Source organism: Aeromonas eucrenophila, from assembly GCF_000819865.1.
GTDB lineage: Bacteria > Pseudomonadota > Gammaproteobacteria > Enterobacterales > Aeromonadaceae > Aeromonas > Aeromonas eucrenophila.
Genome location: NZ_CDDF01000016.1, coordinates 192,011 through 215,139 on the forward strand (window position 1 = coordinate 192,011; position 23,129 = coordinate 215,139).

Annotated in this window: 20 protein-coding genes and 1 tRNA gene; 13 read left to right on the forward strand and 8 right to left on the reverse strand. The window is 61.8% G+C overall.

Annotated elements, in window-relative coordinates; translation table 11 throughout:
- Positions 1-1,266 carry an inorganic phosphate transporter gene (locus BN1124_RS16905; protein WP_042643801.1) on the forward strand — a complete coding sequence of 422 codons (1,266 nt, stop codon included), beginning with the start codon at positions 1-3 and terminating at the stop codon, positions 1,264-1,266.
- Positions 1,267-1,375: 109 nt separating this feature from the next.
- Here the strand turns inward: BN1124_RS16905 and BN1124_RS16910 are convergent, their stop codons facing one another.
- Positions 1,376-2,614 (reverse strand): multifunctional CCA addition/repair protein, encoded by a 1,239-nt coding sequence (locus tag BN1124_RS16910; protein WP_042643803.1) that lies wholly within the window; start codon positions 2,612-2,614, stop codon positions 1,376-1,378.
- A 288-nt stretch (positions 2,615-2,902) separates the two neighbouring features.
- Here BN1124_RS16910 and BN1124_RS16915 point away from each other — a divergent pair, with 288 nt between their 5' ends.
- The 5 genes from BN1124_RS16915 (at position 2,903) to mltC (ending at position 8,129) form a co-directional block, all read left to right on the forward strand.
- Positions 2,903-4,546 (forward strand): ExeA family protein, encoded by a 1,644-nt coding sequence (locus BN1124_RS16915; RefSeq protein WP_042643805.1) that lies wholly within the window; start codon positions 2,903-2,905, stop codon positions 4,544-4,546.
- Positions 4,546-5,235: a GspB family T2SS assembly factor variant ExeB gene (gene exeB / locus BN1124_RS16920; RefSeq protein ID WP_042643807.1), complete on the forward strand. Its 690-nt coding sequence runs from the start codon at positions 4,546-4,548 to the stop codon at positions 5,233-5,235. The genes BN1124_RS16915 and exeB overlap by 1 nt, the downstream gene beginning before the upstream one ends.
- A 208-nt stretch (positions 5,236-5,443) precedes the next feature.
- Positions 5,444-6,505, forward strand: coding sequence for an A/G-specific adenine glycosylase (gene mutY, locus BN1124_RS16925; RefSeq protein ID WP_042643809.1), 1,062 nt, complete (start codon positions 5,444-5,446; stop codon positions 6,503-6,505).
- 8 nt (positions 6,506-6,513) lie between these two features.
- Positions 6,514-6,786, forward strand: a complete 273-nt coding sequence (locus BN1124_RS16930) for an oxidative damage protection protein (RefSeq protein ID WP_033128939.1) — start codon at positions 6,514-6,516, stop codon at positions 6,784-6,786.
- A gap of 242 nt (positions 6,787-7,028) precedes the next feature.
- A complete protein-coding gene (gene mltC, locus BN1124_RS16940; protein WP_033128940.1) occupies positions 7,029-8,129 on the forward strand; it encodes a membrane-bound lytic murein transglycosylase MltC in 1,101 nt (366 codons plus the stop codon).
- 74 nt (positions 8,130-8,203) lie between these two features.
- Here the strand turns inward: mltC and BN1124_RS16945 are convergent, their stop codons facing one another.
- Entirely contained in the window at positions 8,204-8,584 is a 381-nt protein-coding gene (locus BN1124_RS16945) for a YgiW/YdeI family stress tolerance OB fold protein (protein WP_033128941.1), read from the reverse strand.
- Between the two features lie 243 nt (positions 8,585-8,827).
- Between BN1124_RS16945 and BN1124_RS16950 the strand changes: the two genes are divergently transcribed.
- Together BN1124_RS16950 and ompA are read left to right on the forward strand one after the other, a co-directional pair.
- A complete protein-coding gene (locus BN1124_RS16950; protein WP_042643813.1) occupies positions 8,828-9,835 on the forward strand; it encodes an SGNH/GDSL hydrolase family protein in 1,008 nt (335 codons plus the stop codon).
- Between the two features lie 283 nt (positions 9,836-10,118).
- Complete coding sequence (ompA, locus tag BN1124_RS16955) at positions 10,119-11,150, forward strand: porin OmpA (RefSeq protein WP_042643815.1); 1,032 nt, start codon at positions 10,119-10,121, stop codon at positions 11,148-11,150.
- Positions 11,151-11,212: 62 nt separating this feature from the next.
- Here ompA and BN1124_RS16960 read toward each other — a convergent pair whose 3' ends face one another.
- The 3 genes from BN1124_RS16960 to BN1124_RS16970 are packed head-to-tail and all read right to left on the reverse strand — an operon-like array spanning position 11,213 to position 14,692.
- Positions 11,213-11,782 (reverse strand): PqiC family protein, encoded by a 570-nt coding sequence (locus BN1124_RS16960; RefSeq protein ID WP_042643818.1) that lies wholly within the window; start codon positions 11,780-11,782, stop codon positions 11,213-11,215.
- Positions 11,782-13,428: an intermembrane transport protein PqiB gene (gene pqiB, locus BN1124_RS16965; protein ID WP_042643820.1), complete on the reverse strand. Its 1,647-nt coding sequence runs from the start codon at positions 13,426-13,428 to the stop codon at positions 11,782-11,784. Before pqiB ends, BN1124_RS16960 begins: the two co-directional genes overlap by 1 nt.
- A complete protein-coding gene (locus BN1124_RS16970; RefSeq protein WP_042643845.1) occupies positions 13,421-14,692 on the reverse strand; it encodes a paraquat-inducible protein A in 1,272 nt (423 codons plus the stop codon). The genes pqiB and BN1124_RS16970 overlap by 8 nt, the downstream gene beginning before the upstream one ends.
- A gap of 180 nt (positions 14,693-14,872) precedes the next feature.
- On the opposite strand from BN1124_RS16970, the gene hfq reads away from it, so the two are divergent.
- Complete coding sequence (gene hfq, locus BN1124_RS16975) at positions 14,873-15,232, forward strand: RNA chaperone Hfq (protein ID WP_033128946.1); 360 nt, start codon at positions 14,873-14,875, stop codon at positions 15,230-15,232.
- A 140-nt stretch (positions 15,233-15,372) separates the two neighbouring features.
- On the opposite strand, the gene BN1124_RS16980 is transcribed toward hfq, so the two are convergent.
- The 3 genes from BN1124_RS16980 to dapA form a co-directional block, all read right to left on the reverse strand.
- Positions 15,373-15,963 (reverse strand): HAD family hydrolase, encoded by a 591-nt coding sequence (locus BN1124_RS16980; RefSeq protein WP_042643822.1) that lies wholly within the window; start codon positions 15,961-15,963, stop codon positions 15,373-15,375.
- A 175-nt stretch (positions 15,964-16,138) separates the two neighbouring features.
- Entirely contained in the window at positions 16,139-17,779 is a 1,641-nt protein-coding gene (locus tag BN1124_RS16985; protein ID WP_042643824.1) for a GGDEF domain-containing protein, read from the reverse strand.
- A gap of 95 nt (positions 17,780-17,874) precedes the next feature.
- Positions 17,875-18,747: a 4-hydroxy-tetrahydrodipicolinate synthase gene (gene dapA / locus BN1124_RS16990; RefSeq protein WP_042643826.1), complete on the reverse strand. Its 873-nt coding sequence runs from the start codon at positions 18,745-18,747 to the stop codon at positions 17,875-17,877.
- A 277-nt stretch (positions 18,748-19,024) separates the two neighbouring features.
- Between dapA and rsmC the strand changes: the two genes are divergently transcribed.
- From rsmC to BN1124_RS17010, 4 genes are all read left to right on the forward strand, one after another.
- The gene (rsmC, locus tag BN1124_RS16995; protein WP_042643828.1) at positions 19,025-20,053 is read left to right on the forward strand and encodes a 16S rRNA (guanine(1207)-N(2))-methyltransferase RsmC; all 1,029 of its coding nucleotides are present in this window, start codon (positions 19,025-19,027) and stop codon (positions 20,051-20,053) included.
- Between the two features lie 106 nt (positions 20,054-20,159).
- Complete coding sequence (gene glgC / locus BN1124_RS17000; protein ID WP_269429058.1) at positions 20,160-21,410, forward strand: glucose-1-phosphate adenylyltransferase; 1,251 nt, start codon at positions 20,160-20,162, stop codon at positions 21,408-21,410.
- Positions 21,400-22,860 (forward strand): glycogen synthase GlgA, encoded by a 1,461-nt coding sequence (gene glgA, locus BN1124_RS17005; protein WP_042643832.1) that lies wholly within the window; start codon positions 21,400-21,402, stop codon positions 22,858-22,860. The genes glgC and glgA overlap by 11 nt, the downstream gene beginning before the upstream one ends.
- 116 nt (positions 22,861-22,976) lie before the next feature.
- Positions 22,977-23,062 (forward strand) — tRNA-Leu (locus BN1124_RS17010).
- The last annotated feature ends 67 nt before the right edge of the window (positions 23,063-23,129 follow it).

Sequence of the window (23,129 nt, forward strand, 5' to 3'; positions counted from 1 at the left end):
ATGGACATTATCGCAAATTACGGCACCACCCTGGTGCTCGTGGCGGCCTTGTTCGGCTTTTTGATGGCCTGGGGCATAGGGGCGAATGACGTCGCCAATGCCATGGGCACATCGGTCGGCACCAAGTCCCTGACCATTCGTCAGGCGATCATCATCGCCATGATCTTCGAGTTCGCCGGCGCCTATCTGGCCGGTGGCGAAGTCACGGCCACCATCCGCAACGGCATCATCGACACCAATGCCTTCGCCGATACCCCGGATCTGCTGGTACTCGGCATGATCGCCTCCCTGCTCGCGGCGGGTCTGTGGCTGATCCTGGCCTCCTACTTCGGCTGGCCCGTCTCCACCACCCACTCCATCATCGGCGCCATCGTCGGTTTCGGGGTGGTGAGCATAGGCCCGGAAGCGGTGCAATGGAGCAAGTTTGGCGGCATCGTCGGCTCCTGGGTCGTCACCCCGGCCATCTCGGGCATCATCGCCTACTTCATGTTCATCAGCGTGCAGAAGCTCATCTTCGACACGGACAACCCGCTGGCCAACGCCAAGCGCTACGTCCCGTTCTATATGTTCCTGACCGCGCTGGTCATCTGCCTGGTGACCATCAAGAAGGGGTTGACCCACGTCGGTCTGCATCTGAGCGATGGCGAGGGCATACTGCTCTCCATCGCCATCTCGGTGGCGCTCTCCATCGCGGGCTGGTTCTATATTCGCGGCCAGCAGTACAATCCGCAGGATGACAACAAGATGCACTTCGCCAACGTGGAGAAGGTGTTCGGCATCCTGATGGTGATCACCGCCTGCGCCATGGCTTTCGCCCACGGCTCCAACGACGTGGCCAACGCCATAGGCCCGCTCTCCGCCGTGGTCTCCACCGTGGAAAGCGCCGGCCAGATCACCGGCAACTCCCACATCGCCTGGTGGATCCTGCCGCTCGGCGGCATCGGCATCGTCATCGGCCTCGCCACCATGGGTGAGAAGGTGATGGCGACCGTGGGGACGGGCATCACTCACCTGACCCCGAGCCGTGGCTTCGCCGCCCAGCTCGCCACCGCCGCCACCGTGGTGATCGCCTCGGGTACCGGCTTGCCCATCTCCACCACCCAGACCCTGGTGGGTGCCGTAATGGGGGTAGGTCTGGCCCGCGGTATCGCGGCCCTGAACCTCGGCGTGCTGCGCAACATAGTGATCTCCTGGGTCATCACCCTGCCCGCCGGCGCCATCCTGGCCATCGCCATCTTCTACGTGCTGCAGGCCTGCTTCTCCTGAAGCCCAGGCGCCCGATGACAAAAAGCCCGAGTCACTGACTCGGGCTTTTTTACGTCTCGGTGGCCTCAAGCGGCCGATGGGGCTTCGCTCATCGCCCCGACAAACGCAGTTATTCCTCGATAAAGGTCCAGTCATCCAGCACCCGGCTGATGGCGTCGAGCCGCCGCCTGGCGAGCTGCTCGCGGATCTCCTCCCCCTTGAAGCCGGCCGCCACTATCTCCTTGACCGGCACCGCCTGGGCCGCCTCCAGCGCCTGGGCCACGTAATCCGGCTGACTGTAGACCTTCTCCTCGAAACCGGTACGGCCGTGGAAGTCGGCGCGGCAGGCATCCAGCAGTTGGGCGAAACGCTCCGGTCTGCGCCAAGCATCCGCCTTGTCGAACAACTTGAGCAGGGTCGCCGGCTTGAGGTCGAAGGCGATGTGGATATGGGTGTGCAGATCGCTCACCAGCAGCGCCAGATCCCGGCAGTCGTTCGGTACCCTGAACCGTTCGCAGAAATCCCGAATGAGCGGCAGCCCCTTCTGGCCGTGGCCGTGGTGGCTCGGCCAGAACGCGGGCGGCGTCAGCCCCTTGCCGAAGTCGTGGCAGAGGGCGGCGAAGCGCACCGGCAATTCGGGGGAGAGGCGGCACGCCTGATCCAGCACCATCAGGGTGTGGATGCCGGTGTCGATCTCCGGGTGCCACTTGGCGGGTGCCGGCACCCCGAACAGGGCGTCCAGCTCGGGGAACAGCGCCTTGAGGGCGCCGCACTCGCGCAGCACCTCGAAGAAGACTCTGGGAGTCGGCCCCAGCAGCACCTTCTCCAGCTCCTTCCACACCCGCTCCGGGGTCAGATGGGCCAGCTCACCCGCCTCTGTCATCTCCCGCATCAGCGCCAGCGTCTCCGGCGCCACGGTGAAACCCTGGGCATGGAAGCGGGCGGCGAAGCGGGCGACCCGCAGGATGCGCAAGGGATCTTCGGCGAAGGCCGGGGAGACGTGGCGCAGCAGCCGCGCCTCCAGATCCTGAATGCCGCCATAGGGATCGTGCAGCTGGCCGCTCTCATCCTCGGCGATGGCGTTGACGGTGAGATCCCGGCGCAGCAAATCCTGCTCCAGGGTGACGCTCGGATCGGCGTGACAGACAAATCCCGTGTAGCCCTGCCCCTGCTTGCGCTCGGTGCGCGCCAGCGCATACTCCTGCTGGGTCTTGGGGTGCAGAAACACCGGGAAGTCGCGACCAACCTGGGTGAAGCCAAGCGCCAGCATCTGCTGAACTGTGGCACCGACCACCAGATGGTCTCTGTCCCCTTGCGGCAATCCCAACAGGCGATCCCGGACCGCCCCCCCAACCAGATAAGTCTGCACGCGCACTCTCCCTCGATAAACCGGCCTCGATAACTTGCCTCGATGATACCGCTTTTGACCGCCATACACGACGTTCCCCTCATCCATACCCCTCATATCAGGCCCGCAAACCGGGTCATGACAGAGGAACAGCGCCCCCTGGCCAGCCACTTCTTATCGCCATAATCCGATCCCGATCACCCTCGTCGTTTTCGCCATCCGGCAGGAGACTCCTCTTATGGTATCCGGGTCTTTGACATCCCTGTGGGGAGGCTTTAACCTGCCGCCATAACAATGGAATGGATCCTTATGTACACACAGTTCTTCGGTCTGTCGGAGCCGCCGTTCTCCATCTCGCCCAACCCCAAATACCTCTATATGAGCGAACGTCACGGGGAGGCCCTTGCCCACCTCAACTACGGGTTGCAGGACGGGGGAGGCTTCGTGCTGCTCACCGGTGAAGTGGGCACGGGCAAGACCACCGTCTCACGCTGCCTGTTGCAGCAGTTGCCGGCCGACACCGAGATCGCCTACATCCTCAATCCTTCCCTGACCGAGCGGGATCTGCTGGCGGCCATCTGCGACGAGTTCCAGCTCCCCTATGAGAAAGACGCCGGCCTCAAGCCGCTGTTCGACCTCATCCGCGATCACCTGCTGGCCAACCTGGCGGCAGGCAAACGTACCGTGGTACTCGTGGATGAGGCGCAGCATCTGCTGCCAGGCGTGCTGGAACAGCTACGTCTGCTCACCAATCTCGAAACTGACGAGAAGAAACTGCTGCAAGTGGTGCTCATCGGCCAGCCCGAGCTGCAACAGATGCTGCGCCAGCCCCTGCTGCGCCAGCTGGCTCAGCGCATCACCGCCCGCTATCACCTGCTGCCGCTGTCGCGCCAGGACGTGGACGCCTATGTGCGCTTCCGGCTGCAGGTGGCCGGCTGCATCCAGCCCATCTTCAGCCCCAAGGCGATACTGACCCTGCACCGCCTCTCAGGCGGTATACCGCGGCTCATCAACCTCATCTGTGATCGCGCCCTGATCGCCGCCTTCGCTCGTGGCAGCCACAAGATAGTGCATGGCGACATCAGCCAGGCGGCCTATGAGGTGAGCGGCATTCGCGACGAGGGCAGCTGGCAATCCGGCCTCACCGTCGCCCTGGTGGGGGCCCTGCTGGTCGCCGCCGGCTGGTGGGGCTGGCAGTTGTTCGGAGTCTTCCCCGCCCGGCCCCTGGTCAAGGTGGAGGTGCCGGTCAAGGTGGACGAGACCCCGGAGCAGCAGGAGCAGCTGACCCGCGCCATCAATCAGGCGCTGGAACCGGACAGCGCCATGCAGAATCTCTACAAGGTGTGGGGCTACCAGACCGAGCTGGAGGAGGCGACCTGTGACAACGCGCCCCGCGCCGGCCTGCGCTGTCAGGAGGGGGATGCCTCCCTGGCGGAGCTGCAAGCCTTGCAACACCCGGCCCTGATCAGCCTGACCGATGAGACCGGCGGCATCTATTACGCTACCCTGGTGAACCTGGGCCCGGACAAGGCCAACCTGCTCATCGGCAACCAGAGCTGGCAAGTGGACCGGCAGTGGCTGTCCGATGTCTGGGGTGGCAGCTACACCCTGCTGTGGCGCATGCCCAAGGGCGGGGTGACCCTGATCGGCAGCAATGCCGGCCCGACCCAGGTGCAATGGCTGGACAATGCGCTGAGCCGCGCCATGCAGCAACCGGATCGCAAGGTCAGTCGCTTCGATGCCCAACTCAAGAACAAGCTGCAGCAGTTCCAGCGTGAGCAGGGGCTGGCTCCGGACGGGATCGCCGGCAGCAATACCCTGCTGCGACTGAACGTGCAGGCCGGTGAACCCATGCCCAGACTGGAAGATGATTCCCTGCGCAACAGCGTCCCGGTCGATTTGGATACCATGGCCGCCGAGTCCATGGATCCCCAAATGGATGAGGCTTCCTGATGTCTACCCTGCTCAAAGCCCTGCGCCGGGCCGATCAACCCCAGTTCACTCCCCACATGCCGCTCATGGGCCTGCCCATAAGCCAGGAAGAGGAGCCGAACCGCCGCTGGATCTGGTGGTTGCTGGCCCCCCTCGCCCTGCTCATGGGCGCGGGCGCCAACTACGGCTGGCACCTCTATCACCTCAGGCCCATAGAGCAGAAGGTCGAGATAAAGGAGGTGGTGACCCCTCCCTTCGTGCGGGTCGAGCCCAAGCCCATGGTCACGCGCCCCCTGCCCCCGCCGCTGCCGGAGCCGGTGGTTGTCCCCAAAGCCGCCGCACCGACCCAGGCGGCCCCGGCCGCCAGCAATGACGGCCAGAGCCTGGCCGAACGCATCATGCAGGCGCTCAACAACACGCCCCTTCAGGAAGAGTCCAGCCCGGCACCGGCGGCCAGCAGTCCGCAGGCCATGCCTCTCAGCGCCCTGGATCCGGCCCTGAAACAGCAGGTGCCGCCCCTGTCCTACGGGGCCCACAACTACTCCTCCGACCCGGCCAAGCGAGCCGTGGTGATCAACGGGCGGGAGCTGCACGAGGGCAGCGAAGTCGCCCCCGGGGTGACCCTGGTCGCCATCGCCCAGGATTACATCATCCTGCAGGTCGGCAACCAGCACGCCAGCCTCAAGGCGCTGCAAGACTGGCGCGGATAACCCGACTGGCCAGCCTCGCTGGCCAGTCACTTATTGCAAGAGGGAGCCCGAGAGCTCCCCTTTTTAATCGATAAAACGAACACAAAATGAGCACAACGTGAGCAATTCAGATAACGCGACTTTCGCCACCCGGGCGTTGCACTGGTATCAGCGTCAAGAATGCTACACGTTAGCCGTTTTTGTTTTAAATCAATAACATGAGCATAATGTGAGCAACTCAGACAACGCAACTTTCGCCACCCGGATCCTGGACTGGTACCAGATCCACGGCCGCAAGACCCTGCCCTGGCAGCAGGACAAGACCCCCTACCGGGTCTGGATCTCCGAGATCATGCTGCAGCAGACTCAGGTCGCCACGGTCATTCCCTATTACGAACGTTTCATGGCCCGCTTCCCCGACGTGCTGGCCCTGGCCGATGCCCCCGTTGACGAGGTGCTGCACCATTGGACCGGGCTCGGTTACTACGCCCGGGCCCGCAACCTGCACAAGGCTGCCCAGACTATCCGCGATCTGCACGGCGGCCTGTTTCCGGAACGGCTGGAAGAAGTGATGGCGCTGCCCGGCATTGGTCGCTCTACTGCGGGGGCCGTGCTCTCCCTGTCCCTGGGTCAGCCCCACGCCATCCTGGATGGTAACGTGAAGCGGGTGCTCACCCGCTGGCTGGCGCTGCCGGGCTGGCCAGGTCAGAAGCAGGTGGAAACCGATCTCTGGGAGCTGGCGACCCGCCTCACCCCGCGGCTCGGGGTGGCCCAGTACAATCAGGCCATGATGGACATGGGGGCCACCGTCTGTACCCGCAGCAAGCCCGCCTGCGAGCGCTGCCCGGTGCAGGCCGATTGCCAGGGGCTGTCGCAAGGCAATCCCACCGCCTACCCCAACAGCAAACCGAAGAAGAGCATCCCGGCCCGTGCCGGCATCATGCTGCTCATTCGCCACGGCGATCAGCTGCTGCTGGAGAAGCGCCCCCCGCAGGGGATCTGGGGCGGGCTCTACTGCTTCCCGCAGGTGGAGTCGCTGGCCGAGGTGGAGGGACGCCTGAATGCGTTGGGTCTGGGCGAGACCGACTATCGGGAACTGACTGGCTTTCGCCACACTTTCAGTCACTTTCACCTCGATATCCGGCCTTTGCTGATCGAAATGGCTGCCCCGCCGCCCCCGCTGCTCATGGAAGCGGATTCCCGACTCTGGTATAACTTACGCCATCCTGCCGAGGTGGGGTTGGCGGCCGCCACGGCCCGTCTGCTCGCCTACCCGGACTTACAACCATAGAGGTCAACATGAGCCGTACCGTATTTTGTCAGCGTCTGAAAAAAGAGGCACCAGGTCTGGATTTTCAACTCTATCCCGGTGAACTCGGCAAGCGGATTTTTGACAACATCAGCAAGGAAGCCTGGACCGAATGGCAGAAGAAGCAGGTGATGCTGATCAACGAGAAGAAGCTGAACATGATGAACGTCGAGCATCGTCAGCTGCTGGAGAAGGAGATGGTGAGCTACCTGTTCGAAGCGGGTGAAGTGGCCATCGACGGTTACACCCCTCCCAGCCAATAAGCGCTATCGGTGAACAAGGCAGAGGGATCCAAGATGTGGCCGTGGACCGTCATCCCGCTCTTGGCGCCGCCAATGAGCGGTGAGAACGCCAGGCTATGGACGGCTATTCCTCTCCTCGCCCGCAGCCAGTGAAATTTATTTGTGAGCAGGGGACGCATTCTCACACTGGCCATCGATGGCCATCTCTCCTGACTCACGGCCGATGAATGACGGGCGGCCCCACCGCCCAGCTTGAGGATCTTATGGGTCGAATTTTTTGGCTGCTGTGCGCCTTGCTGTTTCTCTCTGCCTGCTCCTCTTCTCCCGAATCCGGTGGAGAGGAGGAGGATCTGGTCGACGGCAAGGACGTGCGCGGTTTTGAACACATGATCAGCGCGCTCTCCCATAACGTGAACGAGATCTGGGGGCGTGAGGCGCTGTTCGCAGGCAAGTTTGACTACGTCAAATACACGGATCAGTACAAGAGCCGGGCCCACATCGACTTCTCCAACGGCCACATCATGGTGGAGACCGTCTCTGGCATCGATCCCCGCGCCCATCTGCGCCGTGCCATCATAGAGACCCTGCTGACCCCGGACGATCCGGCGGAAGTGGATCTCTACTCGGATCGGGAGATCATGCCCGGCGGCGAGCCCTTCCTCTATGGCCAGGTGCTGGACAATCAGGGTCAGCCGATCCGCTCCGACTGGCGCGCCGAGCGCTATGCCGACTACCTGCTCAGCACGGCGATGAAGAAGCGCACCCTTGGCATCCGCACCATCTTCTTCGTCGACATGCCCATGGTGGCGAACCATGAGGACAGGCGCGGTTACAAGTACGCCAGCATCATCCGCGATGCCTCCCGCAAGTACGGGGTCGCCGAGAGCCTGATCTACGCGGTGATCAAGACCGAGAGCAGCTTCAACCCCTATGCGGTCAGCCACGCCAACGCTTATGGTCTGATGCAGGTGATCCCGGCTACCGCAGGACGGGACGTCTATGTGCGGGTCAAGGGCAAGAATGGCCAGCCGACCCGGGAAGACCTGTTCAACCCGGCCTACAACATCGACGTGGGGACGGCTTATCTGCACCTGCTGCAGACCGTCTACCTGGCGGATATCCAGGATCCCCAGTCCCGTCGCTATGCGGTGATCTCCGCCTATAACGGCGGCGCCGGTGGAGTGCTCAACACCTTCTCCAGCAACCGCAAGGCCGCACCGGACATGATCAACCGGCTCTCCCCTGAGGCGGTCTATCAGGTGCTGACCGAGCAACACCCCAAGGCGGAGGCGCGCCGCTACCTCTACAAGGTCAATCAGGCCGAGAAGGGGTTCAAGCGTACCGTCGCCAGCCGGGCGGGTTAGGCTGACAGCATGAAAAAGGGCGCTTGATATCAAGCGCCCTCTTCACATCTGGCCAGCTGGTGCCGGGATTGGCCTTATTTGGCGATGAAGCCACCCTGGCTCTGCGCCGCCGCGCCCACCTTCTCCAGACTCTCGACCTCCACCTCGGTCTTGTTCCAGCTGTGGTCAACCTCGCCACGGATGCGGATCAGATCGTCCGGGCCTACTTCGGTGCCCCGCCACACCTTCTGATCCACCTCTACTTCCACCTCGCCACTGCTGTCCTTGAACAGGTAATTCTCGCCACCCAGATGCTTGACCAGCTTGCCTTCCAGGGTGACCCACTGGTCATCCGCCACGTCTTTCAGCTGCGCGACGGATACCTTGTTCTGCTCCTGCGGGCCTGTGTAGGCCGCCATGGCGAAAGAGGATACGGACATCAGGGCCACCAGGCCGATTACGCTTGCTTTGTTCATTTCATGCTCCTGTTCGTTGCGGTATGAGCCCATCTTGCCCCTTCCTCCGTGAAACAAACGTGAAGCGGCCCCCATCTGGGGGAGTCGAGTGTGACCGTAATCGATTTAATCGACATCCCATGCTGCAGAATTTTATTCGGCTAAATACCCTGCAACATGGCAAAACGGGTACCCAGCCCGCGTTGTCCCATCGAGGAACAGCCCGCAGGTACCGCCTGCTTCCAATTCAATGAGAACGACAATATGAAAAAATGGCTTCTATGTGTAGTGGGACTCTTCGCGCTGAGCGTTCAGGCAGCCGACAGTCGCCCCGCCTTCTCCCGTATAGTGATGTTTGGTGACAGCCTGTCCGATACCGGCAAGATGTACGACAAGATGCGCGGTTATCTCCCCTCCAGCCCGCCCTACTACCAGGGCCGCTTCTCCAACGGGCCCGTCTGGCTGGAGCAACTGACACAACAGTTCCCAGGGCTGAAGATCGCCAACGAGGCGGAAGGGGGCGCCACCGCGGTGGCCTACAACAAGATCTCCTGGAACCCCAAGTATCAGGTCATCAACAACCTGGATTACGAGATCACCCAGTTCCTGGCAAAAGACAGCCTCAAGCCGGACGATCTGGTGATCCTCTGGGTCGGCGCCAACGACTATCTGGCCTATGGCTGGAACACCGAGCAGGATGCCAAGCGGGTGCGCGACGTCATCAGCGACTCGGCCAACCGCCTGGTGCTGAACGGCGCAAAGCAGATCCTGCTGTTCAACCTGCCGGATCTGGGCCAGAACCCGTCGGCCCGCAGCCAGAAGGTGGTGGAGGCAGCCAGCCATGTCTCGGCCTACCACAACGAGTTACTGCTGAACCTGGCACGCCAGCTGGCTCCCACCGGCCTGGTCAAGCTGTTCGAGATCGACAAGCAATTCGCCGAGATGTTGCGTGAGCCGCAGAACTTCGGCCTGAGTGACACCGAGAATGCCTGCTACGACGGCGGCTATGTGTGGAAGCCGTTCGCCTCCCGCAATGCCAACACCGACAGCCAACTCGCCCCCTTCACCCCGCAGGAGCGCCTCGCCATCACCGGCAACCCCCTGCTGGCCCAGGCCGTCGCCAGCCCGATAGCCCGCCGCAGCGCAAGCGAGCTCAATTGCGAAGGCAAGATGTTCTGGGATCAGGTGCATCCCACCACCCTTGTACACGCCGCCCTGAGCGAGCGGGCCGGAGCCTTTATCGAGCAACAGTACGAGTTCATCCCCCAGTAATGACCCCATTGCAACAGGCCGACATCCGTCGGCCTTTTTTGAACCCCACGACAGTCTGTAAAAAATAACTCATATGACGCCCATCACAAATTGGAGCCATACTAGCCCCTTCTTCTTTTAACTCCTCTATGATGCGAATAGTTATCACAATATGTTTTATATCAGTTGCTTGTGATTAAAAAGAAACGGTCTACGTTTAAACATGTTGTGACTGGTTACAGGCTCAACCCAAAGAGGCGATACGAGTTCGATCTCTCCACAGATAAAATTGCAGAGGCTTCATATGAAAAAAACACTGATTACCTTGCTGGTCTCAGGCTTGCTTGCGGCCAACGCTCAGGCGGCCGGACAAGACAATACCTGGTATGGCGGTGCCAAACTGGGTTGGTCCAACTTCTACGGCGTCGACGAGAGCAACACCATCATCACTGAAGACAAAGACGACGATGAAGTGGGTGCCGGTGCCTTCGCTGGTTACCAAATCAACCAGAATCTGGGAATCGAACTGGGTTACGACTACCTTGGCAAACTCAAGTACAACGGCACCAGAAATGCCGGTGTCTTCAACGACTCTGTCGAGGCGCAGCTGGCCCAGCTCACGCTGAAGCTGGGCTTCCCGGTTGCAGACAACCTGGACCTCTATGGCCGCATCGGTGGCGGCTATGGCTGGACCAGCAGCGACAATCTGGACAGTGACAATGACTTCACCTTCGTCGGGGCCCTCGGAGCCGAATACGCCTTCAACCTGGATTGGGCGGCCCGCCTCGAATACCAGTACAGCTCTCCTTACGGCAGCAGAGAGGATACTGGCCTGCGCATGGATAACGGCCTGCTCTCGCTGGCCGCCGTCTACCGCTTCGGTCAGGTAGCTGCAGCTGTGCCGGTCGCCGCCCCGGCGCCGGCGCCCGAGCCCGTGGTCGTCGACAAGCAGTTCACCCTGAGCTCGGATGTGCTGTTTGACTTCAACAAGGCCACCCTCAAGCCGGAAGCAGGTCAGGCGCTGGATACCCTCTACAGCCAGATCGAGGAAGCCAGACCCAAGGATGGCTCCGCCACCGTCATCGGCTACACCGACCGTATCGGCTCCGATGCCTACAACCATAAGCTCTCCGAGCAGCGTGCACAGACAGTCGCCAACTACCTGATTGGCAAGGGCTTGCCCGCTGGCAAGGTGAACGTGGAAGGACAAGGCGAGAACAATCCGGTGACGGGCGAGAGCTGCACCAGCAAGTCCAAGAAAGAGCTGATCGTCTGCCTGGCCCCGGATCGTCGGGTAGAGGTCAAGGTACAGGGGGTCTCCGAGGTACAGCAGTAACCTCACGCGCTCCACACCAAATAAAACGGGAGGCCTTGGCCTCCCGTTTTTTATTGCCTCGTTCAGGCTCCTGCGCGCACATCCGCCGCTATCTGGTCGAGCAGCTGCTGCCAGCCCTGGCCCAGCTCGTCCACCAGCACGCCATAGCCATCGGCAGGCAACACCCGCTCCTGCTGGAAGGGGACGTCCCGCAACACGACCCCGTCCTCCGTCAGCAGCCGCCAGCGGCCGCTCAACAGGGCACGGCCATCCTCCCTCCCCTGGAAACGTTCCACCGAGATGCTCAGCACGGGTCCCTTGCGGGCCCCATCCTGGCGTACCACCCAGCCTGGCAGGCGGCTGGAGAGGCCGTTCAGCGTCAGCTGGGTCAACTGGGCATCAAGGGAACCCGCCCAGCGATGGTACTCGGCAAAGTGCAGCTCGTTGCCTGCCAGCTGGTAGACCAGGCTGACCCGATCGAGCTGTCCCGACAGGGCGACGGGCCTCAGCACCAGCTGGTGCTGAGGTTGTGACACCGCGGCAGGCACCGGCTGGCTGCCGGTATCGAGCGAGTAGTAGTGCAAGCTGGTGGGGGCCGAGCTGCAGCCCGCCAGCAGCCCCAGCAAGGCCAGGGTCATCATCCGTTTTTTCATCATTTTCCTCGCTTGGGCTCAGGATCCCGGGGACGAGAGCGGTCGAAGATCAGCGAACTCGGCTGCTCATTCAGGGAATGGACCAGCGGCTGCAACTCGCTCATCAGCTGATTGAGGGACTGCACCGACTGCCGCAGTTCCTGATTGGTCTGGGAGCCGGCATCATAGGTCTGCAGCGTCTCCTGCAACTGTTTGAGACTCTGGTTGAGGGACGCCGGTAACTGCTGGGTCTCACTCTGGCCGGTGAACTTCTCCAGATTGCTGCTCACGGCGCTGACGTGCTTGAGCGTCTTGTCCAGGGTCACCAGGGTGCTGTTGACTTGTGTGAGCGTGGTCGCCATGTCCATGTCGACGAACTTGTCGAGGATGAGGTTCACCTTGCGCTCTATCTGATCCAGCCCGGCCTGGGCGGTCGGGAACACCGGATAACCCGCCAGCTTGATCGGCCGGTAGGCAGGTGCCTCCGGATAGAAGTTCAGATCCACCACCTTGCCGCCGGTCAGCAGGCTGGAGGTCTTGAGGCTGGCCCTCAGGCCTTCCTTGAACTGCTTGTTGAACAGGGCGCGCCACTGCTCTTTCTCGGCGTTGGCATAGCGATGGGACAGACGCTGCACCTCGATGCGGGCAAGCACCGGGATCTGGCGGCTCTTGAATAGCTGCACACCCTGATCGTCGATGAGGTAAGGAGCCGAGATGACGGTACCGACCCGGATGCCACGGTACTGCACGGCGGCACCGGGATGCAGGCCACCGACGTCGTTCTCGAACAGGAAGACGTAGTCGATGAACTGGTTCAGACTACCGGCCAGCACGCTCGCCTCATCCTTGAACAGTACGAACTCGTCCTGCTGCTTGACCGCTTCCCCCGGCAGCCAGCCCGGAGGCAGCCCCATGGTGATGCCGCCGTTGATCAGGCTCTCCAGGGAGTCCATCTTGACCTTCATCCCCTCGCTGCTCATGGAGACTTCAAAACCGGGAGTCAGCCAGAAGCGGGAGTTGGTGCTCACCAGGATGTCGTAAGGCGCGTTGATGAAGAGCTGATACTGCATCTCGCTCTTCTCGGGCAGGAATTTCGCCTCCTCCACCTGGCCTATGGTGAAGCCCTGGTAGTTGATGGGCGATCCCACTCCCAGCGCACTCGCATCGCTGCTGGTGAGGGAGAGCCGCAGCCCCTTGGCATCCAGGGAGGCCAGCGGAGGCCTGTCCAGCATGGCATATTCGCCGCGGGCCCGGCCCTTCTTGCCGGGGGAGAGCTCGATGTAGGCGCCGGAGAGCAGGGTGCCGAGGCCGGAGACCCCTTCCCGCCCGACTCGGGGCTTGACCACCCAGAACTGGCTGTCCTTCTTGAGCATGCCGGCGGCGGCATTGGTCAGCCGCGCCTTGAGCACCGCATGGCTGTAGTCATCGCTCAGCTCCACCGCCTCGATGCGGCCCACCTCCACTTCCCGGGAGCGGATCACCGTCTTGCCCGCCACTATGCCCTCGGCCGTGGCCACGGTCAGGGTGAAACTGGGGCCCTGTGAATACCAGTGCTGGAACAGCATCCAGACTCCGATGAACAGCGCCAGCAGCGGCACCATCCAGATGGCAGCGGCCGAGCTCAGAAAATCCGAGCCGGGTTTCCACCTTTTCTTACGCTCACTCACGGTCGCGCTCTCCTTGTTGTAAGTCCCAGATCAGGCGGGAATCGAAACTCATGGCGGCCACCATGGTGATCAACACGACCCCGGCAAAAGCAACGGCCGCGGGGCCCGGATAGATGGTCATCAGATTGTCGAGCCGGATGAGGCCAGCCAGTATGGCCACCACGAAGACATCGATCATCGACCAGCGCCCCACAAATTCGGTCATGCGGTAGAGCTTGAGTTTGCCAAGGGGCGAGCTGACCTCCCCGCGCTGCACCATGAAGCACAGCCACAGCAGCGCCAGGATCTTCACCATGGGCACCACCACGCTGGCAAAGAAGATGACGGCGGCGATGGGGTAGGAGCCCATGGCCCACAGCAGTATCACCCCGCCCAGGATGGTCGAGGGGCTGTCATCCCCCAGAAACACGGTATCCATGATGGGATAGAGGTTGGCGGGAATATAGAGGATCACCGAGGTGATGAGCAGCGCCCAGGTGCGGTTCAGGCCCCCTGGCTTGCGCTGATGCAGGTGATCGCCACAGCGCGAGCAGGTGTCGGCGCCGGCCTCGCTCAGGGCGCCACAGATGTGGCAGCCCACCAGCCCGGCTTGCAGGGCGCTGGCTTCGGGCACCGGCTCCTGCACCTCGACCCGGCCGAACAGCCGCTGCCACAGCCACATCCTGTCCAGGGACGAGATCATCTTGATCAGCAGCAGGGTGTAGCCGACGAAGGCCCAGAACGACAGCCCCATCTTGATGTCGGCCATGCCCATCAGCTTGACCAGGGAGATGAGCACCCCGATCAGGAAGACATCCACCATCAGCCAGGGCTTGATCCGGCACAGCAAACGACCGAGGGAGCGCAGGGCGTTGCTGTGCATCTCTTTGTCGAGCCGCCACAGCACCAGCATGATGGAGCCGATGTAGACCAGCGGCAGACCGATCAGGGTCAGGCTCAAGACGGCCCCGAGAAACAGGTAGCCCTGATCCACCAGGGTGGTGATGCACTGCAGGAAGGTCATCTCCTGCCCGAGGCCCTTGGCCGAGAACGACATGAAGGGGAAGACATTGGAGAGCCCGAACATGATGAGGGCGGCAAAACCGTAGGCCAGCGGCCTGCGTTCCTGCTGCGGCAGGTGGCGGCTGAGGACGTGACCGCAGCGCGGACAGTCGCTCGCCTCCCCTACCGCGAGCGTGGTCGCCGGCACCAGCAGGTCGCACTCTTCACAGGCCGTCGCGTCATGGGTATAGGTGGTTGGGTGTTGGTGTGAAACCGAATGCAAGATAAGACCCCAGCAGGAGGCCGCGAACGGCCAGAGGCGCCAATTATTGCAGTCACCGCCGCTAACCACCAGCCCTGTTCATTCGCTCATTCAGCTTCAGTAGCGAAAGAGAATGGCTTTGACAAGCCAGTGGTCATTTAGCACAATCAAACGCCACTTTTTTCCGCGGGACAATAATTTATGACAACTGAATCCCCAAGCTACTCTACGATTGAGCAAGCCTTCTCCCTTGGGAACGGGCAAGATTCTGCCCTCAACTGGTTGCGCAAGAACCGCAGTCAGGTCGCCATCTTCCTGGTGAGCGGCATCAAACTGGAAGGGACCATCAGTGGCTTCGACCAGTACAGCGTGCTGCTGACCGACGCCCATGGCAATCAGCAACTGGTTTACAAGGCCAAGATCTCCACCATCGCCATGCACTCCGGCCGCCCTGCCGTCAGCATCCAGCGCGCTCGCAAGCCGCGCGTCTCCATGGCACCGCGCCCCCATGGCGCTCCTGGCCGTTATGATGACAATCAAGGCGGTAGCAGCGAGCAGTGATGCTCGCCCCCTCGTCGTCCTGCGTCAGCCGCTGACCGACGCCATCCCCACTCTCATGTTTATTGCCTGTCCCGTATGAGAGTGGGGCTTTTCTCTGCCCCGACCCAGTGACCCGCCTCGCCTGACTCGGCAAGCCAATCTCAATAGCTCAATCCGACCGGTTTTCCTTCCTTGATCATGCATACCTGCATGTTGGCAGCTTGCCCGGCCTGGGCACCTATGCCCGTATCCTCGAACACCAGACAGCTGTCAGGCGCTATGCCCAATCGGCGCGCCACCAGCAGGAAGGTATCCGGATGGGGCTTGTGCAGATCCACATCGTCGGCGGTGACCACCACGGGGAAGTAGCGATCCAGCCCGGTATTGCGCAGCACGGCTTCGGCATTGATGCGGGGGGATCCCGTGCCGATCCCCATGGGGATCTGGCCGTGGTAGCGTTTGACCAGCTCCAGCATGGCCGGGAAGGGGGTTGCCTTGTGCAAGTTGGCCACATAGTGCTCGGTCTTGCAGCGCGTCACCAGCAGGGGATCCAGCGCTATCTGCTGCACTTCGGCCACCAGCAGCGCTATCTTGCGGCTGGGCATGCCACCCAGCTCATAGAACCAGTCGGCATCGAACTGGAAGCCAAACTCGCGGGCGGCATGCTCCCAGGCGGCCAGGTGCAGCGGCATGGAGTCCACCAGGGTGCCGTCGAGGTCGAAGACCAGGCCTTGAAATCCGGATAGGGTCATGGTGCAGGATCTGTCTGTGGAAAATGGGCCCCCATTCTAGCCAGAGCCATGCCCCATCGCCATCCACCAGATACCGAGAAACGCTTGCTCTCGCATTTATCGCAGGCGCCCTGCCGATGGCGAGCGCCCGTGACAAAACCGCGAATGAAGATGGCTGGCCGTGCCCGGGGTGGGCTCAGCGATACGCCAGGGTGCAGGCTCGTCCCTGGGACTTGGCATGATAGAGCGCCTGATCCGCCTGCTCCGTCAGGGTCTGCCACCCCTTGTCCGCCGAGGGGATGAGATAGCTGAAGCCGATGCTGACCGTGAGCACCTCCGCCACCCGGGAGGCCGGATGGGCTATCTGCAGCTCAGCGAGCGCCCGGTGGATCTGCTCCGCCAGCCGCTCCGCCTCCCCGGGCTGCGGGGCGCACAGCAGGATCACGAACTCCTCGCCACCATAGCGGGCCACCAGATTGGTACGGCGTCGCTCCGCCTCCTGCAGCAGGGCCGCGACCCGTTGCAGGCATTGATCCCCCTTGCCGTGGCCGAAGTGATCGTTGTAGGACTTGAACTCATCCACGTCGATCATCAGCACCGCCAATACCCCCTGATGACGCCGCGCCCGCTCCCATTCCCGCTCCATGGTGAGATCCCACTGGCGACGGTTGGCGATCCCGGTCAGGGGATCCTCCAGCGACAGCAGGGAGAGACGCCGGTTGGCCTCCTCCAGCGCCCGGTTGGTATCGGCCAGCTGCCGGGTCCGCTCCTGCACCCTTTGCTCCAGCTCACGGTTGAAGCGCTCCAGGGTGGCCTGGGTACGCTGGCGGATCAGCAACTGGGAGAGCACGGCGGCGTATTGTTTGAAGATCTCGCTCTGATAGGCCTTGAGGGGACGGCGCCAGAGCAGGTTGTCGGCGGCGATCCAGCCGATGGGGGTGCTCCCGTCCCACAGGGACACCATGGCATTCCAGCCACGGCCCACCTCCTGCTGCTCGTAATAGAGCGGGGCGTCCTCCAGCACCAGCACATAGTCCTTGCGCCGCAACGCCTCCTGCACGATGGGATGTTCCGGGATGGCGCTGACGAAGTGGCGCTCGTCGACCAGCTCACCCGCCTCGTTGGTGCCCCAGGTACCGTGCATGGTCTTGCACTCATGGTCGATCAGGAAGATGGCGATGCGATCGAACTGCAGCTCCTGGCGGGCGAGGGCCACCGCATCGTGCAGCAGGCGCTCTTCGCTGTCACAGCGCGACAGCCGGACCCCGACCTGATGCAGCGCCTGCAACATGCTGAGAAAGGCATCCTGCAAGGCCTGGCTGCGGACGAGATCAGCCTGGGTATGAAGCCGCTGATCCCGCTCCATATCCACCTGGCTGGCGAGCCTTCTACCATCCAGTTCCGCTGCCAGATAGTGCATAAGCAGCTGAATACTCTGCTGGTGGCGCCTTGGCAGGCGATCGAGGCGACGCCTCGTCTCCAGATAGACCACGGCTTCCAGCCCCTGGTGGCGTTTGAGGGGAAAACTGGCGCGCAGACGGGGCGCCTCGGGTTCGACGCTCTCCCAGAGCCCATTGGCCGGCGTGACAGGTTCTACCAGCAACTGGCAGAGCACGAGGGAGCGTTCGATGAAGGCAAGGGGGAGATCCAGGCTGGTCAGGGCGTCGGCATGCAGGCAGAGCAACCCCAGCTCGGGTCGATAGCAGTAGAGCTGGGGCGCAGGCGCCCGCAGCCACAGATAGATCTGTTCGGCCTCGGTCTTCTCTCTGACCGCGGCCAGCGTCACCTCACAGAGCTGTTCAAAACTGGTGAAGTGCTCCGGATCCCATTCTTGCATGCCAACTCGTCCTTGAAATGTATCCAAGCGAGTATATCGGCAAAGCCCGGCCATTTATTGAGCGGGCAATCAAAAGCGCGATCCAGAGCCCAGTTTTACAACAGATTCAATGCCTGCATGGCGGCGCGGATCCGCTCACGGGTCGCTTCCGACAGGGGCATCACCGGCAGACGGCACTCCTCGCTGCAGAAACCAAGCAGGGAGACGGCGTACTTGGCGCCGGCGGGGCTCGGCTCGGCGAACATGGCCTGGTGCAGGGGGATCAGCTTGTCCTGCAACTCGCGGGCAGCCTGCCATTCACCGGCCAGGGTCAGGTTCTGCACCTCGGCCACCAGCTTGGGGGCCACGTTGGCGGTCACCGAGATGCAGCCCTGGCCGCCGCCGATGTTGTAGGCCACCGCGGTGGCATCTTCGCCGGAGAGCCAGGCAAACGGCTTCTTGATCAGCTGGCGCTCGGTCCAGGGACGGGCCAGATCGCCGGTGGCATCCTTCACCCCGGCGATCCGTGGCAGCTCGGCCAGGCGGGCCAGGGTCGCAGGCTGCACGTCGACGATGGCGCGCGGCGGAATGTTGTAGACGATGATGGGCTTGGTGGTGGCGTCATGCACCGCTTTGAAGTGATGGAACAAGCCTTCCTGATTGGGGCGGTTGTAGTAACCGGCCACGTGCAGGGTGGCATCCGCCCCGGCCTGTTCGGCGTGACGGGTGTATTCGATGGCCTCGACCGGATTGTTGGAGCCGGCACCGGCGATGACAGGCACGCGCCCCGCCACCTGCTTGACCACCAGCTCCACCACCCGGCAGTGCTCGTCGTGGGTCAGGGTCGGGCTCTCCCCCGTGGTACCGACCGGCACTATGCCGTGGGTGCCTTGCTCTATGTGCCACTCCACCAGACGAGCCAGCGCGGCCTCATCCAGCTGGCCCTGTCGAAATGGGGTGATCAGGGCAACTATCGAACCTTGAAACATGGGATTTCCTTCTCCTGAATAGATGGATGGGTCAATAAAAAGCCCCGGTACGAGGGTCGCTACCGGGGCTTGAATCGTCTCAGAGATGAGAGGTTACGCGCGCACGTCAGCAGGCCCAAGGTTCAGGCTGTGTTTATGCTTTCGTTTCGATACGCGAAGCCGCATTGCATCATCTCTGGCTAAATAAGGTGTCTGGCATATTTCGGGAACACGGCATAAATGTCAAGGCGAAAGCGGCCATGTATAATGGCCGCCCAAAATTGTGTGGAGAGTCCCAATGAGCCGTCCTGTCAGTGCCGTCAGCCAAATGCTGGAACGTAACCAAGCCCTCTTTGTCGGCAAGCGGCTGTTGGTCTGCGGCGCCCTGGAGGATGATTATCCCCACCAGCTGGCCGAGCTGACCGATTCCCTGACGGTCTTCACCACCGACTATTGCTACTACCTCAGCCAGCAAGAGGCGCTTGGGGACAACATTCTGTTCGATCACCAGCTCGGCGGCGCCCCCCGCTTCGATGCCCTGCTGCTGCTGATGCCCAAGGCCAAGGCCGAGGCGCAATATCTGCTCGCCATGATGACCCCCCTGCTGGAAACCGGGGCCGATCTGCTGCTGGCCGGTGAAAACCGGGGCGGCATCAACGGCGCCGACAAGCTGCTGGCCCCCTATGGTGAACAACCCATCAAGCGGGACTCCGCACGCCGCTGCTCCCTCTATCATGGCGAGCTCAGCAAGCCAGTCGCCCCGTTCGAGCTGGATGCCTGGTTCAGCCGTTATGAGTGCCAGGCCGGCGAAACGGCGCTGACCGTGATGGCATTGCCCGGGGTCTTCAGCGCCGATGGCCTGGATCTCGGCAGCCAGCTGCTGCTGGCCAGCCTGCCGCCCATGACGGGCAACTTGCTCGATTTTGGCTGTGGCGCCGGCGTCATCGGCTCGGTATTGGCCAAGCGCAACCCGACGCTGACCGTCAACATGGTGGACATCAGCGCACTGGCGCTGGAATCCAGCCGCCGCACCCTGGCCGTCAACGGCCTGCAGGGCAAGGTCTATGCTTCCGACGTCTACTCCAATGTGGCTGAAAAATTCCAACATATTGTCTCGAATCCCCCCTTCCATGCCGGGCTCAAGACCTTCTACACCGCCACCGAAACCTTCCTGGCAAGGGCCCCCGAATTCCTGACCGCCAACGGCGCCCTGACCATAGTCGCCAACGCCTTCCTGCGATATCAACCTATACTGGACACTCACTTCAAACGGACCGAGATCATCGGCAGCGACACCAAATTCAAGGTGTATCTGAGCAAAGCGTAAATAAATGTAACGGTTGTAATAAAACGAGTAGAGAGTGCCATACGGGATCTGATAAGGTACCAGAAAAACGATTGCCACCCCTTAAGGGGTGTTTTTTTGCAGCGACATGAAAGCCTTTTCAAGCAGGGAGAGAAATACGATGGCAGGCATATTGACCATGATTCTGGCCGGAGGAGAAGGCACTCGCCTCCAGCCGCTGACCACCACCCGCAGCAAGCCTTCGGTGCCCTTCGGCGGCAGTTACCGCCTGATCGACTTCGTCCTCAACAACTTCGTCAACGCCGACTTCCTGCGCATCTATGTGCTCACCCAGTTCAAGTCCCAGTCCCTCTATCTGCACATGAAGAAGGGCTGGAACATAGTCGGCATCACCGACCGTTTCATCGACCCCATCCCCGCCCAGATGCGGATGGGCAAGCGCTGGTATGACGGCACCGCCGACGCCATCTACCAGAACCTGCGCTTCATCGAGACCTCGGATCCCGAGCATGTCTGCATCTTCGGCTCGGATCACATCTACAAGATGGATGTGAGCCAGATGGTGACCTTCCACAAACAGAAGGCGGCCGCCATGACGGTCGCCGCCCTGCGCATGCCCATCGAGGAGGCGAGCGCCTTCGGGGTGATCGAGGTGGATCAGGAAGGGCGGATGATAGGTTTTGAAGAAAAACCCAAGCACCCCAAACACATCCCGGGGGATCCCACCCAGGCCCTGGTCTCCATGGGCAACTACATCTTCGAGACCGAGGCGCTCTATCGCGAGCTGAAACGGGATGCCGCCGAGGAGAATTCCAGCCACGATTTTGGCAAGGACATCATCCCCAGCCTCTATCCGCGCACCCCCGTCTATGTCTATGACTACAGCAGCAACCGGATCCCTGGCGAGAAGCCCAACGTCTACTGGCGCGATGTAGGGACGCTGGACTCTTATTGGCAGGCACACATGGACCTGGTCGCCGACGATGCCCCCTTCTCCCTCTACAATCGCAAGTGGCCGCTGCACACTCACTACCCGCCGCTGCCCCCCGCCACCTTCATCGACACCGAGGATTGCAAGGTCAAGATCGCCAACTCCTTGATCTCGGGCGGTTGTTTCATTCAAGGCAGCCAGATCCAGCGCTCCATTCTGGGCTTTAGCTGCAACATAGGCCCCTGCAGTCACATCAGTGAATCCGTGCTGCTGGGAGACGTAAAAATAGGGGAAGGTTGCTCAATTCGACGCGCCATCATCGATAAAAATGTTGAAATTGCACCCGGCACCGTGATCGGTGAGAATCTGGACCATGACCGAGAGAGGTTTACCGTATCTGAAGGCGGTATCGTCGTGGTACCTAAGGGAGCAAGAGTTGGCTATTAACCCACTGAAAATCCTGTTTGTTGCCTCTGAGGTTGAGGGGCTGGTGAAGACCGGGGGCCTGGCGGATGTGGCCAAGGCCCTGCCACTGTACCTCGCCCGAGAGGGCCACGACGTTCGCATCATCCTGCCCTTCTACCAGACCCTCAAACGACGGGACGAAGCCAGGCTCATCGCCTCCCGCTGGCTGCCCACCCCGCCGGACAAGGCAGACATCAGTTATCGCATCCATCAGCTGGAGCTGGACGGGATCTGCGTCTATCTGCTCGATTGCCCGCAGTATTTCGACCGGCCCCAGCTCTACGCCGAGAACAATCAGGCCTACCCCGACAACGGTGAGCGGTTCGCCTTCCTGGCGGCGGCGGCCCTGCACGCCTGCGAGCAGCTCGATTTTGCCCCCGACATAGCGCACTGCAACGATTGGCACACCGGCCTGCTGCCCCTGCTGCTCAAGACCCGCCATGCCCGCAATCCGTTTTTCCAGCGCACCCGCTCGGTGATCAGCATCCACAATGCGGCCTTTCAGGGCGTATTCGATCGCTCCCAGTTCTGGGCCGTGCCGGAGATAGGTGACTACGAGCAGCGCATCAACTACGACTACGGCCACATCAACCTGCTCAAGTGCGGGGTCTTGTATGCCGACAAGATCAATGCGGTCAGCCCCAACTATGCCAGCGAGCTGCTGACCCACCTGGGCGCTCACGGCATGGCCAGCGTGTTCCAGCAACGGGCGAGCGACCTGCGCGGCATCCTCAACGGCTGCGACTATCAGGACTGGGATCCCGCCACCGATGCCCTGCTGCCGACCACCTATGATGTCGAGCACCTGGCCGGCAAGCGTGTCTGCAAGCAGATCCTGCAGCAAGAGGCAGGTCTTCCTGCTGCAGATCTGCCAATTTATGGCATGGTATGTCGCCTGACAGAGCAGAAGGGGGTTCACCTGCTGATCCCGGCGCTGGACAAGTTCCTGCAGCATCAGGTCCAGGTGGTGATCGTCGGCTCCGGCGATCCCTCTCTCGCCGCCCAGCTGCAGGCCATCGCCCAGCAACATCCTGACCGCTTCGCCTTCATCAACGCCTACGACGATCGACTGGCCCACCTGGTGGAGGCTGGCGCCGACTTCTTCCTGATGCCTTCCCTGTTCGAGCCCTGCGGCCTCAACCAGATGTACAGCCTGGCCTATGGCACCCTGCCGCTGGTGCGAGCCGTCGGTGGCCTCAGAGACACTGTGGTGGATTGGGATGCGGATCCCGAGCGGGCCACCGGCTTCTGCTTCAACGACCCCACCGCCAGCACCCTGCTCGATGCCATGCGCCGCAGCCTGCTCCACTACCTGCAAGAGCCCGCTCGTTTCGCCAAGGTGCAGCACAACGCCATGCTGACCCGTTTCAACTGGGCTGACTCCGTCCCTCTGTACGAACAGATGTACCGGGATGCGCTGGCCTCTGTCTGACGTTGATTGCTGAAGTTTTGCGCCCTTAATACGGCTTTACCCGTCAACAGCGAAAAAAGTCCCCTTTGGCTGTTGACGCCCCTCCAAAACTCTATAGAATCCACGACCGCAGTGATGCGAAGGTGGCGGAATTGGTAGACGCGCTAGCTTCAGGTGTTAGTGTCCCACGGATGTGAGGGTTCGAGTCCCTCTCTTCGCACCATACTGCAACATGCTCCATCGATGGCATGTAAAACAAGATTGATGACAATGTGCGAAGGTGGCGGAAT